12 protein-coding genes and 1 pseudogene are annotated in these 14018 nt (G+C 52.3%); 12 read left to right on the forward strand and 1 reads right to left on the reverse strand.

The window, feature by feature from the left end; all coding sequences use genetic code 11:
• Window positions 1–730 precede the first annotated feature (730 nt).
• From M1E16_RS10855 to M1E16_RS10890, 8 genes and pseudogenes are all read left to right on the forward strand, one after another.
• Window positions 731–1009 (forward strand): hypothetical protein, encoded by a 279-nt coding sequence (locus tag M1E16_RS10855; RefSeq protein WP_458129876.1) that lies wholly within the window; start codon window positions 731–733, stop codon window positions 1007–1009.
• 331 nt (window positions 1010–1340) lie between these two features.
• A complete protein-coding gene (locus M1E16_RS10860) occupies window positions 1341–1715 on the forward strand; it encodes a hypothetical protein (protein WP_458129877.1) in 375 nt (124 codons plus the stop codon).
• Window positions 1716–1885: 170 nt separating this feature from the next.
• Window positions 1886–2320 carry a hypothetical protein gene (locus M1E16_RS10865; RefSeq protein ID WP_458129878.1) on the forward strand — a complete coding sequence of 145 codons (435 nt, stop codon included), beginning with the start codon at window positions 1886–1888 and terminating at the stop codon, window positions 2318–2320.
• A gap of 524 nt (window positions 2321–2844) precedes the next feature.
• A complete protein-coding gene (locus M1E16_RS10870) occupies window positions 2845–3303 on the forward strand; it encodes a hypothetical protein (RefSeq protein ID WP_458129879.1) in 459 nt (152 codons plus the stop codon).
• 88 nt (window positions 3304–3391) lie between these two features.
• Complete coding sequence (locus M1E16_RS10875) at window positions 3392–3952, forward strand: hypothetical protein (protein WP_458129880.1); 561 nt, start codon at window positions 3392–3394, stop codon at window positions 3950–3952.
• A gap of 460 nt (window positions 3953–4412) precedes the next feature.
• Window positions 4413–4571, forward strand: a pseudogene (locus M1E16_RS10880) (Arm DNA-binding domain-containing protein); the annotation flags it as partial.
• Window positions 4572–5432: 861 nt separating this feature from the next.
• Window positions 5433–7091 carry a bifunctional 3-(3-hydroxy-phenyl)propionate/3-hydroxycinnamic acid hydroxylase gene (locus M1E16_RS10885; RefSeq protein ID WP_458129881.1) on the forward strand — a complete coding sequence of 553 codons (1659 nt, stop codon included), beginning with the start codon at window positions 5433–5435 and terminating at the stop codon, window positions 7089–7091.
• Between the two features lie 2 nt (window positions 7092–7093).
• The gene (locus M1E16_RS10890; RefSeq protein WP_434577295.1) at window positions 7094–7747 is read left to right on the forward strand and encodes a TetR/AcrR family transcriptional regulator; all 654 of its coding nucleotides are present in this window, start codon (window positions 7094–7096) and stop codon (window positions 7745–7747) included.
• Window positions 7748–7763: 16 nt separating this feature from the next.
• Here the strand turns inward: M1E16_RS10890 and M1E16_RS10895 are convergent, their stop codons facing one another.
• Entirely contained in the window at window positions 7764–8999 is a 1236-nt protein-coding gene (locus tag M1E16_RS10895) for an NADH:flavin oxidoreductase/NADH oxidase family protein (protein WP_434575551.1), read from the reverse strand.
• 266 nt (window positions 9000–9265) lie between these two features.
• Between M1E16_RS10895 and M1E16_RS10900 the strand changes: the two genes are divergently transcribed.
• The 4 genes from M1E16_RS10900 (at window position 9266) to M1E16_RS10915 (ending at window position 14012) form a co-directional block, all read left to right on the forward strand.
• Complete coding sequence (locus M1E16_RS10900) at window positions 9266–9880, forward strand: TetR/AcrR family transcriptional regulator (protein ID WP_434575553.1); 615 nt, start codon at window positions 9266–9268, stop codon at window positions 9878–9880.
• Between the two features lie 85 nt (window positions 9881–9965).
• Window positions 9966–11057, forward strand: coding sequence for a VOC family protein (locus M1E16_RS10905; protein ID WP_458129882.1), 1092 nt, complete (start codon window positions 9966–9968; stop codon window positions 11055–11057).
• Window positions 11058–11151: 94 nt separating this feature from the next.
• On the forward strand, window positions 11152–12108 hold the full coding sequence (locus M1E16_RS10910) for a fumarylacetoacetate hydrolase family protein (protein WP_458129883.1): 957 nt from the start codon (window positions 11152–11154) through the stop codon (window positions 12106–12108).
• Window positions 12108–14012: an acyl-CoA synthetase gene (locus tag M1E16_RS10915; RefSeq protein ID WP_458129884.1), complete on the forward strand. Its 1905-nt coding sequence runs from the start codon at window positions 12108–12110 to the stop codon at window positions 14010–14012. The genes M1E16_RS10910 and M1E16_RS10915 overlap by 1 nt, the downstream gene beginning before the upstream one ends.
• The last annotated feature ends 6 nt before the right edge of the window (window positions 14013–14018 follow it).

Consider the following 14018-nt stretch of genomic DNA (forward strand, 5'->3'; position numbering starts at 1 on the left):
AGTTATGGTTCGAATTTCTGAGTCAAGTTCTGAAACTAATAATTTTATATTTTTCGATGAGTATGAGGAGGAAAGGTTTGAGGAATTTGTGAGTCTTGTCTTGAGAACTCTAAATGTCAAAGAGGGCTCTCGTGAGTCTGGCCCATATTCAGTATTGGTTTCAGCTTGTTATGAGGGTAATAATTTGATTTTGACCAGCGGATCCTTCGAAGGGTGTTTTATTTCCATAGAGAAGAATGGAGGTGATTTGTCAAAAAAATTAATCAAGAAATTTAATCTGTAAGTTGATTGGTCCAAAAGCAACTAGTGCAGCTGAAGTACCGGCTACGTCTGCAATCGCACGGGTAGGACTGCGGGGAGCCTTTGCAGCGCAAGCCGGAATCCCTTGTAGTATGGTCGAATGTTTGGGGGGATCCATTGATGATATTCAGCAGTCGTTCAAGATAGACGTGCCGATCCCACATATGTACCGCTGAAAACTGGAACATCTGGTACGCGCAGGCGTACAAAATTGAGGGTGGCACAACGGGTATTAAAGGGGTTCAATATAGTCCAGCTACTGATGATGTATCAGTCAGGTTTTGGTGGAAATAAAAGATGAAGATATGTATGTCCCGACCGCGTTTCCAGTGGGGGTATTGAAATGAAGTGGGGGCGACTGCCTGGAGACGATAGGGATTTGCTATTTTGGGTGCTTTGGTTCGCTATAGGACACTACTCTGATTTTGGCTTGGACGAACTTTTGAAACGGCTCTCTACTTTGTCCGAAGGACTCGTGGGGGATCCTGGGTGGGAGTTTGAGTATGTTAAGGATGAAGGGGGCGGAGAATACTATAGCTTTTCAGCTGATTATGAATTTAGTGGGATAGAACCTAGCCATAAAAATTATAGCGTTGCAGTAGTTAGAGAAGCGATAAAAGATTCGTTGCTTGCACTCGCTAGCAAGAATCAAGCTAAAGTTGTTGAAGTGGCGGAGTTGATTCGCAAATACAAGTTTGACTGTGCGTAAGTTTGTCGTAGCTTAGTTTTGGTAAGAAATTCTGTCTTTTGAATCCCATAAATGTTAGGTCGCTATACGTTCTTTTTTTTTTTTTTTGGGGTGTCGCTGGGTGTTGTATTGATATTGACGGATTGCAACACCACTCCATACGATACGTCCACTATCTATTACGAGGGTGCGCATTTTTCGGCGCAGCTCGTCAAGGATCTGAAGGTGACCTCGGGACGGATAAATTTTATTCAGAGAAAATGGTTTGTTCAAGTTGTAGCAATATTGTTACTTAGTTTCGCGAACGATATCCTAATATTCAATTGAATGTATTTATCGTGGAGAAGTAATAGTGGCGTCCGATTTGGCTGTGGAAGAAATTTATTCGATAGTCTCTAGGGTTTATGAACAAGCTATATCTCATATTCGTCTTCGGCCAGAGCAAGCCTTTGCATATGTTCAAGATGAAACCGACTCTCTTTGCACGTCTGCAGATGTGGGTGTATTTGCAGTGCTGCAAACTGCGATATTTAGGGAGGGTATGAAGTATGGGGTAGAGCTGTCTAGAGAGAGTCCGTATGCGGAGGATATGTTAGAGGGTTTGGCTAGAGCCTATGAAAAATGCGGCCTCGATGATTTGGCAGAGGTTGGGCTTAAAGGGGAGCCGCTGGCAGAAATAATCGATTGTATGGAGCAGGTTAGGAGAAAATATCTTCTGCCTGGGTAAGGTGGTGCAAAACATACAGCAAAGTTTTTTGAACTTGCTACTGCAAATAATTTGGCGTTAGCTAGAGCGAAGGATAAAAGGCCTATCAGGAGATAAGCTATGGTCGAAAATTATAGAAAAATCCCAGTTTTCTCGATTGTCTGTTAATGATTGGATGGGGATGAAGAGTTATGGTTTCAATTTCTGAGTCAAGTTCTGAAACTAATCATTTTATATTTTTCGATGAGTATGCGGAGGAAAGGTTTGAGGAGTTTGCGAGTCTTGTCCTGAGAGCTCTAAATGTCAAAGGGGACTCTCGTGAGGCTGGCCCATATTCAGTATTGGTTTCAGCTTGTTATGAGGGTTATAATTTGATTTTGACTGACGGATCCTTCGAAGGGTGTTTTATTTCCATAGAGAAGAATGGAGGCGATTTGTCAAAAAAGATAATCGAGAGATTTAATCATAAGCTGATTGGTCCAAAAGCAACTGGTGCAGCTGAAGTACCGGCTACGTCTGCAATCGCACGGGTAGGACTGCGGGGAGCCCTTGCAGCGCAAGCCGGAATCCCTCAGGGGCATGCCTTTATAAAGGGCTTGGAATTGAGTTTTTATTCGGGTTGCTGATATTAAGGCTTGGGGTGAGGGACGATAGAACAGTGGAGAATGAGAGGTTTAAGGAGGTTTGTGGTGGTTGCTCGGTTTATAAGTAATAGCGTTGTTCTCCTATCCATTTCTTATTGCGCCAATACGCATGAGATCAACTACGTTTTTTTGGTTGATAATATTGAGATAAGGCTGGGAGGGGAGTTGCATGAGGCTGTTGGCATAAAGGGCATTAAGTGTAGCGTCGAGTTGGAGCAGTTTTTATTGGCGCTAATGCCGTTTGATCGAAACGTGTCGAAAAGACTTTGTTCAATGTCTTGGGCTTACGCCGAAGGTGATAGAGTTGATCTTCCAGTCCCTCTGGTACTATTAGAGCTTTAAGTCTAATGCGTCCGTTGGTGAGGTAAGATATTGTTCTTTGGTATGTTTCGTTGGCTAAGTGGAGGATCCGGTCTGGCCGAGTGATCGGTTGATTAATTGTTGCAAAATGAAAGGGTTGTATTTGTTAACAAAGCGTGTTTTCCGTCTGGAGGTGGAAATATAGTATGCATAGAAAATGTGACTTGTATCTATGTGCTGAGGTAGATGTGTCTCAAATTGAGATGCTGAGCCTATTTGATAAGAGCCTCCTTTTAAAGGAAGGCACGGTGCGCAGTGGCTATCTCTCTGTAAATATTGATAGGGTTAAGCTTGTTGCTATAGTTTCTGATCTGCGTCGGCAAAATGTACCCTGTTTTAGCGTCCCTGTTGAGTATAGGGATAGCAATCTTTCGTTTGAAACGGCATTTGAAATCGCAAAAAAATCTGCGGTGGAGCAAAATGCGATTGTGGGGCGTCTGGATCAGACGCGGTCTCCGCCCCTGTTTTGGTCTTTTAGCTTGACGTTCGTATCTATCTCAGAGAAGAAAGCAGGCGGGATGCTTATGATCGATCGTTTGGACGGCCACATTTGGAGTCTGGAGGAGTATGAAGAATATATGTATGACTACAATAACGTATTTTAATAGGAGCTTGGAGTCCGCGAGCTTTGTCAAGCTAACGATGTGTGCTGTCCGAATTTTTCTTTTGTTAATCATGAAATTTAGGTGTCGTATGCGCTTTTTTTTCTTAGGGTTGTCGCTGGGCTCAGCATTGATTTTATCAGGTTGCAATACGACTCCATACGATAGGTCCACTATCTATTACGAACGAGAGCAGTTTGCGGCGCAGCTCTCCAAGGATTTAGGGGTGGCTGATCTTGTTCTCCAGCACGGTCGCTGCTCTCTGATCGTTTCTACTCCCGATTCGAATACTGGCACCTACTATTTTTGCACCTATGCGCTGACAGCCAATAGGCTTTACGTACAGGGGTGGGATGCTAAAACGTTGAAATATGTTGAACTCGTTCAGATAGACGTAACGAATCTTAAGAAAATGTCTCTCTACACTTTTATACGGACCAAGCAGCTTCAGTTGACCGAAGAGAGACGACAGATCGCGCTCAGCGCCTCTATAGACGATGGCGGATACGTAGATGCGGAGGCTACGGAGCGGTTGTTCGATGCGATTAAAGCGAAGGGTGTGCCGGTCGCGAAAAGCGAAGGCCTGATAACGCCACCTGCTGCACCGGTGCCCATGATTATTCCTATCGTCATGCCCAAGTCATATCGGTGAAAAGGGCGGTTTCGCTGATGGGGGAGCGATGTTGAGTTAAGAAGGGAGACCATTTGAGCGGAGATACTCAGCTGGATACCAATGGCTCTTGATTACCTCGTACAGGAAGCACTTTTTAGCTCTTGATACCTACCGGGAACAAGTCCAGAATCAAGTCTTTGCCTGCCCCGGCAAGAAAAGAAACCTCTTATATTTCAACGAGTCGGACACCAGATGCGAGTCTCGTTTCCCGCTCCAATTATTTTTCTATAGACTTCCATTGAAGTATGTAGAAACCAAAGAAAGAGACTTCGGTCTCTTTTTTTGTTCCAGTAAAATCCATCCTGATACATCAATATCCACGATTTTTTAGTACATTTTTTAGTACATCAATTCGACGCTTGGTAAGTCAGTTTTTAGAGCTGCAGGGCACTCTGAATACTTTACAACACTCCTTCATCCTGTGAGTGGAGTTAGTACGATGGTCCTTACCAATACGGCGGTCCGGCACGCTAAACCTCACGCCAAAAACTATACCCTCCCTGACTTTGATGGCCTTGCGCTTTTCGTGAATACGAACGGCACCAAGAGCTGGCGCTTCCGCTTTTCTTGGGCGGGCAAGCAGCCCCGTATCAGCGTTTTCCGGTCAGCGACAGACCCGCTACACGGATTTGAGCGGTGGAAAAACTGATCAGGCTCGCCTAATCAGGTAGCCCTCTTTGAGCTTTGCTGGCTATTGCACGTTTTAACCATTGACTCACCAGGGTGTGGGGCGTGATCAATTGAGACGGAGCTTCAATCACTCTTCCGACTGTAGGTGAGTTTGTCTCTGCGTTATTCGCAGCGGGTGGAAGGGCACGGTCGAGAACTTGGATTGAATCTCACTCTTGATTGCAGGAGATTTGGGTTTGCGTTGACGCTGCTTTTCCTGCTTTCCTGCTTTCCTGCTTTCCTGCTTTCCTGCTTTCCCTGGTGAAGCTCACTAATGTGTACATGCAGTCCGCCACTCCCAATCTAGCGCGTGCTTAGGTCAACATGGTCGGGGCGGAAGTTAGATTTCGGAGATTTTTTAGGCATAACCAGTCCACTGGGCGAGCATGTCCGCAAAATGCTCAAAAGGAGTCGACGACTCGGTCGGTGCGTGCTCGCTCGTAGCGAGATGAGCCCTGCCGGCCTCCACGGGCAACACGACGCGTCATCATTACAATGGTTAATCATCGCCTAGCTGCTCTTCGGAACAGGCGGCTAATAGCCGGTTAGGGGCGCCAACGACGCCTTCAGGTCCGAAGTTTTATTTCAGGCGTCCCCTACAACGATGGCTCGTGACACCAGTTTGCAACGATCCTTGCTGCCGGCGAACCCTCCTTCGAGCGGAACGGGTTACTAGCCAGAAATGATTGATTTCTCAATATTGAGGATTTGGTCATTTGAGGATAACCTGTTCCTGCTTCACGACATGTCCTTCGGGCGGTCGGCCTCTCCCCAATAAGAAGAGCTCGAGATGAACAATAAGAACCCACCCAAGCAGCCCCCCCTTTTGGTTGATGTGTTAGTGGTTGGTAATGGCCCGGTTGGTGCAACACTTGCCGCGCTACTGGGGCGATATGGCGTCAGGACGCTGGTACTGGATAAGACCCACGACGTCGTACTCATGCCCAGAGCCATCGTCTTGGATAACGAGGCTCTGCGCATTCTGCAGTTGGCTGGCCTGGCCGAGGACGCCTTCGAGAAGGTCCTGATTCCTGAAGTCCGTATGCATTCACCGGTGCTTGGTCAGTTTTCTCGAGCCAATACCAGTGGCAGCCTCGACGGGCATCCGAAGCTTGTGACGTTCTACCAGCCAGATCTCGAGCACGCGATGCGAGCGCGATATGGCACTTTCGACTCAGTTAGCAGCATGGGAGGGATGGCGCTAGAAGGTTTCATTGAAGACGAGGAGGGTGTCACAGCTTCTGTGATCGGTGAGGACGGTCAAACCTACGCCATTCGAGCCAAGTATCTCGTAGGAGCAGATGGCGCCAGCTCCAAAGTTCGGACGCTGATAGGTCAAGATTTTCAGGGAAGCACCTATGCGGAGGATTGGCTCATTGTCGATGCCTGCAATCGGCATGACACGGCGATCAATCATGTTGAATTTCTATGCAATCCACAACGACCTACACCTCACATGCCTGGCCCAGGTGGACGGGAGCGATGGGAGTTCATGCTGCAACCCGGGGAAAAGCGTGAGGAAATGGAGAAACCCGAGAACGTTGCCAAGCTGCTGTCGCCTTGGTCATCCACCGAAGAAGTGCAAATCGAGCGCAAGGCTGTCTATCGCTTCCATGCGCGTTGCTGCAAGAGCTTCCAGAAAGGGCGGGCATTTCTCGTTGGCGATGCGGCTCACATCACGCCGCCTTTCGTTGGGCAAGGTCTGGTTACCGGTCTGCGCGATGCTGCCAACCTTGCGTGGAAGTTGGCCTGGGTGCTTCGCGGTCAGGCGTCCAGCGCTGTTCTGGCCTCCTACGACGCGGAACGTCGTCCCCATGCACAGCAAATGATCAACATGGCGAAACTGATGGCGCGCCTGGTGATGCCTCGCAATAAGCTGGCCGCTTTCTTTATTCATGGTCTGATGCGATCGCTGTCATGGACGCCGCCGACCCGGCGTTTTTTTGAAGAGTTGGACATCAAACCAAAAAACATTTTCAAGACTGGCCTGTTCCAGTGCCATCGCCGTGGTGACAAGCTGATCCGTGGCGGACTATTTCCACAGGCCTGGGTTCGGGATGCGAACCGCCAGTTCCAATTAAGCGACGACAGTCTCGGGGATCAACTCACATTGGTTGGGTTTGGCGTTGACCCGCGCACCTTGCTGGACCAACGTCATGTTGATCTTTGGGCCTCGGTGGGAGGCGTTTTCCTGCATATTGGTTCCCATGGACAATCAGGAGAACAGGGCTCAGCGTTCTTGGAGGACCTGAACAATGCCTTCCTGCCGCTGGCGAAGACCGGGACATTGGTGGCCGTGCGCCCTGACCGGATCATCATGCACCACAGCCCTGGGGATCAGGCTGCAAAGATGGTCGAAGAGTGCCTCGATGTGCTCGGGGTTGTTCGCGACTCCAACATCCAGGATCTTTCCACTAACATGCACATGTCCATCGGAATAAGAGCTTAGATATGGCGCCTTCCACCCAGCCCACTCCACCTACGGCCGAACCGCCTCTTTCCCGCGGCCATAAAAAGCGTGAGCGTACGCGTCGTGGGTTGGTGGATGCAGCACTGCGGCTGTTTTCTCGGAAAGAGTTGGGCGAGATCGCATTGCTTGAAGTTGCCGAAGAAGCAGACGTCTCTAACGGCACGATTTATAACTACTTCCGAACCCGCGACGAGATGGTTGAAGCAGTAGGTATCGCGATGGCGACTGAATTTTCAGACGCCGTCTCAAGCCTGAGTCAACACGTTCCTAGTGGCGCCGAGCGATTGGCAATTGGTGTCCGGATGTTCATTATCCGGGCGTCCAATGACCCTCAATGGGCCAGCGCATTGTTGAGAGTCTTCCATTTCGACCGTGCTATGCGCTCTAGGCTGGCGATTCATGTGCAAACAGATTTAAGGGCCGGGCTGGCCGAGGGCGTGCTTGCTTATGAAGAAGAAAGCACGGCCTTTGACCTGGTATTGTCGTGCACAATCGGAGCAATGCGCGCGGTGGTGGAGGGCAGGGCCGTAGTCGGCCATGATGCCCGTGTTGCCGAGATGATTCTAAAGGCGCTGGGCGCCGCTTCCACTAAGGCCAAGGAGATTGCCGAGGCAGCGTTGCCTGCCCCGCCATGACATAGCGAGACCTTGGTCAGGCTCGGTCAACCCACTCCCGATAAACTCGGGTCTGCCGGCGAGCCTTTAACTGGCTGGAGAGCAGCGTCACGAGTGGGGATGCCTTGGGATCGGTTGACCTGCCTTGGCTCAACAGCCCCAACTGTTTTTTGACCAAAGCGGCCGTTGCCATGGATGCCAATGCCTTGTGTTTCCAGGGTACAACAATCGGAGAGACATCCAATTCTCGCCCCGCCGCCCACTGGCCCGGTAGCTCAGGCTCGACAGCCAACGCCGTGGCCATTCCTACCATCGAAACCGACCCGCTCACCACTCGCTCAGCGACGGCTTTTCTACGCACACCACCAGTCACCATCAACGGCATGCAAGCAACGTCACCTATGCGCTCGGCGAATTCCAGAAAGTAGGCCTCACGGGCGAGGGTGCTGCCGTCGCGTGTCTGGCCTTGCATGGCCGGACTTTCGTAACTGCCACCCGATAATTCAACCAAGTCTACCGCCATCTCGTTCAGCATCCGCACAACCTTGGCAGCATCGGTTGCACCGAAGCCGCCTCTCTGAAAGTCGGCTGAGTTGAGTTTGACGGCTATGCAGAATGCCGGTTTGACCCGGCTGCGTATTTGCTCAAGGGTTAGAAGCAGCATACGCGCCCGATTTTCCAGGCTGCCGCCCCACTGGTCGAGGCGTCGATTAGTAAGCGGCGATAGGAACTGGCTAAAAAGATAACCGTGGGCGGCGTGAACCTGGACACCAGTGAAGCCGGCTTTTTCGGCTAACACCGCGCTATTGGCATAGCGCTCTATCAATATTTCTATTTGCAACTCGCTCAATGCCTCCGGCTGGGCAAAGGCCTTGGACAGTCCCGGGATGTTCAGTGCCACGGCAGAAGGGCCTCGCGCGGGTTGTCCCATCGCTGCGAGCAATTGGCGGCCGGGATGATTGATTTGCATCCAGGCTTGCGCACCACGGCTGCGACAGGTCTCGGCCCAATCCTTGAACCGACTCAGATAACGGTCATTTTCCAGCACCACACCTGCAGGACCCGTCAATGCGTACCGGTCGACCATTACGTTACCAGTGATGATCAATCCCGCGCCGCCTTGCGCCCAGCGCCGATATAGCGTCATCAACGCCTCCCCTGGCGCGTGGTCACTATCCGCTAGGTTCTCTTCCATTGCCGCCTTAGCAATCCGATTGGGTATCACAGCACCGTTGGGTAGCCGAAGCGGCTCGAACAGCTTTGAGCGAATCATGAGTAGCACCTTCGTCGATAAGTAGTCAGCCACCCCATGTCTTGAACTTTGTAAATTTTAGGGCAGAGCACCTTTAAATTGAACATGAGTGTTCAATTTAGTCAATCTGGGATTCACGCTGTAACGCGTTTATCTACGAGAAATATAGAGATGCGTGGAGATTTCACGGCAGTCTCGAATATCCACAGCTGCAACTGGACGAAGAGGGGTTGACGAAAAATGAACACGAGTGTTCAATTGACCCATCGGTGTACTGGAGATTGAATATGGAAACCCTGAATCCGACCCAACGTCGCATTCATCAAGCAGCCTTTCGCTTGTTTGCTGAAAGAGGCACCACGCAGATCAACATTCTTGATCTCGCACAAGAAGCGGGCGTGGCCCGCGGAACGGTGTACAGCAATATCAAAAACATCGAGAGCCTGTTCGAAGCGGTCGCCAGCCACCTTGGCCGAGAGATGCATGAGCGTATACGCAAATGCGTTCACAGCCTTGACGATCCGGCGCAGGCGCTTGCCTTTGGTATTCGTTTTTTTATTCGACGAGCCCACGAGGAGCCTCAGTGGGGAGCTTTCCTGCACCGCTTCGCCAGCAGCCATGCTTCCTTGCGTGAGATGTTTGCAAGCCAGGCGATGACAGACCTTCTCAGGGGTATGGCCGGTGGTCGCTACACCTTCCGGCAGGAGCAATTGGTGGGGGTCGTGACGCTGATTTCCAGCAGTGTCCTAGGCTCGATTTTCCTGGTGTTGGAAGGACACCGGACGTGGCGTGACGCCGGTGCCGATAACGCAGAGCTGGTGCTTCGGGCCTTAGGTCTGCCTCCCGAGGAGGCGCGAATGTTGGCAACTCAGGAGTTACCGGCGCTGCCCACGCTCGACTAGCGCTTTTCCCAATGAATGACAGCCCTTCAGGCAAGGGGGTGACGGCAAAGCTTTGCCCAAGAAAAGATTGTGGAGAATAAAAATAATGACCCGCACAGACGTCGTGCCCTTGTTGGCAACACCGCAGCCCGCCCGCCATCCACACCCCACGGTGAAGGCGCAATGCCTGACGCATTTGATCTTTGAAAGACCGGCGTTGGACAAGACCGCGCGCTTTCTGACGGACTTCGGTTTGACTGTCCTTGAGCAAACCGAAGGCACGCTTTATCTGCGCGGGACTGAACCTACGGCTTATTGCTATCGCGTTCATCGAGCCAAACAGGAGCGCTTCATCGGCATCGGACTGAGCGTCCAAACCCTCGAAGACCTGAACCGCCTTGCGCTGGTTCCTGGCGCCTCGTCAGTCGAAAATCTCTCGCATCCCGGCGGGGGGAGATGCGTCAGACTGACGGATCCTTCCGGCTTCGTCGTTGAAGCGGTCCACGGCCAGACCTATGCCCAGACCCTCCCGCACAGGGCCGCGTTACCGCTAAATCTGGCGCTGGAACACGCTCGTATCAACGCGACTCAACGGCCACCGATTGAGCCGCCACAAGTGCTCAGGCTGGGTCACATTGTCATTGAGGTGGCCGATTATCAAGCAACCTGTGCCTGGTACACCGAGCATTTCGGACTCATCCCAAGCGATGTGCAAGTCTTATCCGACGGCTCGCCCGTTGTCAGCTTTCTGCGTCTAGACCTGGGCGAAACACCGGCCGACCATCACACGCTGGCAATAGCCCAGGGGTTTATGGCCGCCTACAGCCACAGCGCCTTTGAAGTTGTCGATGCCGATGCGGTCGGCATGGGGCAGCGGGTGCTACAGGAGCGGGGCTGGAACCACTCCTGGGGCATCGGTCGCCATATCCTTGGCAGTCAGATCTTCGATTATTGGCAGGACCCCTGGGGCGACAAGCATGAGCATTACTGTGATGGGGATGTTTTTACCGTGACTCAACCTTGTGGGGTCCATGCTGTAAGCGCCAAAGCAATGGCCCAGTGGGGGCAACGCATGCCAAAGCGTTTTACGCGGCCGCGAATGAGTCTGCCCAACCTGCGCATGTTGTTCCGCAACCTCAGGCGTAGCCCGGATGTCACCTTGCGCAAGCTCGCTAGCCTATTGCGAATGTTTGCCTAGGGTAGTCGCCTAGCCGCCGCATTCCTCTCGAAGGCGAGTCAGCCTACACATGCCACAGCGCACCGACCTACCGAAGTCCCAGGAGTAACCCCCAATGTCTGCTGTAAACGTTGTTCGCTTCCTATATCGCAATGGCATCCACTGGGGCGTGATACGCCAGGGTCGTATCACCGTGGTGCCGGGCCATTTTGAAACCACCGGCGACTTTATCCGGCATAACGACATTGATGATCTTGCCCGGCTGAGCACAACGGAGCTGGCTGAGTCAGAAGTAGAGTTGCTATCTCCCGTCACCCGAAATCAACAATTCGTTTGTCAGGGCGCCAATTACCGGCAACACATGATCGAGTCCGGGATGGATCCCGACGTGAAGAAATTCAACATGATTTTCACCAAGGCGACCAGCTGCCTGGTGCCGGCGCACAGTGATCTTGTCAAACCACGCGAGGTGCGCTTTCTCGATTATGAGATCGAACTAGGGCTTGTCATGCGAAGCGACATCAGCGCCAGGGTCAAGGTAGATGAAAATAATCTGCACCAATTCATCGCTGGCGTCGTGATCGTCAACGACTACTCTGCGCGGGATATTCAGATCCCCCAGATGCAGTTCTATAAAGGTAAAAGTTTCCGCACGTTCGGGCCTGTTGGTCCTTACCTCTGCCTGCTACGCGCCGAACAAATGGGTTACCTACGGAATCTGGAACTGCGCCTGACGGTAAACGATGAAGTCCGTCAGTGCGACTCCACGGCAAACCTGGTGTTTGGGCCGGCGGAAACCCTTAGCGAATTGTCAGGCGTTCAGGATTTTGCTGCAGGCGACCTGATAGCCACCGGAACGCCCGCGGGCTGCGCGTTAACCGTACCGTCGCCGGCCAAACAGCGTATCGCGGCCTTATTGCCCGAGGCGACCAAGTGGAAAATGTTTCTCAAGGCACAAGAAAGCCGAACTCAGTACCTCAAGGCTGGCGATATCGTCGAGGCACGCATTCGTAGCGCCGACGGTGTGGTCGACCTGGGCATTCAGCGCAACCGTGTCGTGGAGCAAATCTGATGCCTATCCAAACCCTCGACGATATTCATGCATTGGAATCCGTACCGCTCGTTGAACGCGACCTAGCCCCGAACACGTATGAAGCGCTGCAGCGTTGTGCGCAACGTAATCCGCAAGCCTCCGCATTAAGTTTTTTTGTCGACGCCGCTGACTTCACCCATACCCATGAGTGGAATTACGCCCAGCTCTTCGCCGAGATCACCCGTGCGGCCAATGCCTTCCATGATCTGGGTATTGTCCCGGGCGAGGTGATAGCGTTTGTTCTGCCGAATTTGCCTGAAACTCATTTCACAATATGGGGAGGAGAGGCGGCGGGCATCGTCATGGCAATCAATCCGCTGTTGGAGGCCTCGCAAATAGCCGATCTGTTGCGTGCCGCCAATGCCCGTGTAGTCGTGACGCTCGCGCCCATGCCAGGCAGTGACCTCTGGCCGAAAATCGCCGGTCAGCTCAATCGTCTTCCTGACCTCAGGCACGTTGTCTGGGTGAGCATGGAGCCTTACGTCAACCACCAGTTCGGTGCTGCCTTGCGCACCATGGCCATGCAGGAACGGGACCTACATAAACAGGTGCTCATCCACAACGATCTGCGCGCATTGATGATGTTCCAACCAGCCGACACGCTAAAAAGCGGCCGAAAAATCAGTGAGGACGAAATTTCTTCGTATTTCTGTACGGGAGGCACTACAGGCCTGCCGAAAATTGCCGCACGCACACACGGCTCGGAAGTTTTCAATGCTTGGGCAATGGCCGCCCAGATGCAACCACGAGAAAGTGGCCAAGTGCTTTTCTGCGGGTTGCCGCTGTTTCACGTCAATGGGCAACTCGTCACTGGTCTTATGCCATGGACCCAAGGGGATCACGTCATCCTAGGCACGCCCCAAGGATATCGGGGGCCGAAGGTCATCGAGCGATTCTGGAACATGGTCGAGCATTTTGGCGTGAATTTTTTCTCGGGCGTGCCGACCTTTTACGCCGCTCTACTGCAACAGGATCCAGGCGATAACGACCTGAGTAGCCTCAACTACGCCTTGTGTGGGGCGGCGCCGATGCCGGTCGAGCTTTTTCGTGAGTTCGAACGGCGGATTGGCGTTCGCCTGCTTGAAGGATATGGCCTCACCGAGGGCGCTTGCGTGTCTTCTGTCAATCCACCCCAGGGCGAGCGACGTGTGGGCTCCATTGGGCTGCGTCTGGTCTATCAGGACATGCGCGCCGTCGTGCTGGACGCACAGGGTAAGTACCTGCGTGATGCCGATCTGGAAGAAGTAGGCGTCATCGCCATCCACGGACCCAACGTGTTCCATGGCTATCTGGAACCCAGTCATAACCTGGGTGTATGGATCGAGATCAATGGGCAGCGCTGGTTGAACACTGGAGACTTAGGTCGCCAGGATGCTGACGGCTATTTCTGGCTTACAGGTCGCAAGAAAGAATTGATTATTCGTGGGGGGCACAACATTGATCCCAAGCAAATCGAAGAGGTGTTGCAGGCACACTCGTCGGTCGAACTGGTAGCGGCCGTCGGCAGTCCCGACGCCTACGCTGGCGAGATACCGGTCGCCTATGTGCAACTGCGCCCAGGGCACTGCTGCACCGAAGATGACTTGATGCAGTTCGCCAACCTGCGTATCAGCGAACGTGCCGCCATGCCCAAGCGAATCGAATTTTTGGAGTCGCTGCCGTTGACACCGGTTGGCAAAATCTTCAAACCGGCGTTGCAACAGCGTGAGATCTCGCGAGTGATTTCTCAAGAGATCCAGACGGCCGGGTTGACCGAGGTCACGGTCCAAATCGTGCAGGACAGTCGCCGCGGGATTGTCGCTCGCATTTCCGCAGGTTTACAGCGCGAAGTCTTGGAACCGCGAATAGGCCGCTACAGCTTTCAAGTTGAATGGACGGAGTAATCGGCC

It is taken from the genome of Pseudomonas sp. Z2-11, from assembly GCF_054161305.1.

Excerpts from the sequence above, each read along its gene's own strand:
- M1E16_RS10865 (WP_458129878.1), top strand. The coding sequence starts at position 1,886 with ATGGTTTCAATTTCTGAGTCAAGTTCTGAAACTAATCATTTTATATTT.
- M1E16_RS10870 (WP_458129879.1), top strand. The coding sequence starts at position 2,845 with ATGCATAGAAAATGTGACTTGTATCTATGTGCTGAGGTAGATGTGTCT.
- M1E16_RS10875 (WP_458129880.1), top strand. The coding sequence starts at position 3,392 with ATGCGCTTTTTTTTCTTAGGGTTGTCGCTGGGCTCAGCATTGATTTTA.
- M1E16_RS10885 (WP_458129881.1), top strand. The coding sequence starts at position 5,433 with ATGAACAATAAGAACCCACCCAAGCAGCCCCCCCTTTTGGTTGATGTG.
- M1E16_RS10890 (WP_434577295.1), top strand. The coding sequence starts at position 7,094 with ATGGCGCCTTCCACCCAGCCCACTCCACCTACGGCCGAACCGCCTCTT.
- M1E16_RS10895 (WP_434575551.1), bottom strand. The coding sequence starts at position 8,999 with ATGATTCGCTCAAAGCTGTTCGAGCCGCTTCGGCTACCCAACGGTGCT.
- M1E16_RS10900 (WP_434575553.1), top strand. The coding sequence starts at position 9,266 with ATGGAAACCCTGAATCCGACCCAACGTCGCATTCATCAAGCAGCCTTT.
- M1E16_RS10905 (WP_458129882.1), top strand. The coding sequence starts at position 9,966 with ATGACCCGCACAGACGTCGTGCCCTTGTTGGCAACACCGCAGCCCGCC.
- M1E16_RS10910 (WP_458129883.1), top strand. The coding sequence starts at position 11,152 with ATGTCTGCTGTAAACGTTGTTCGCTTCCTATATCGCAATGGCATCCAC.
- M1E16_RS10915 (WP_458129884.1), top strand. The coding sequence starts at position 12,108 with ATGCCTATCCAAACCCTCGACGATATTCATGCATTGGAATCCGTACCG.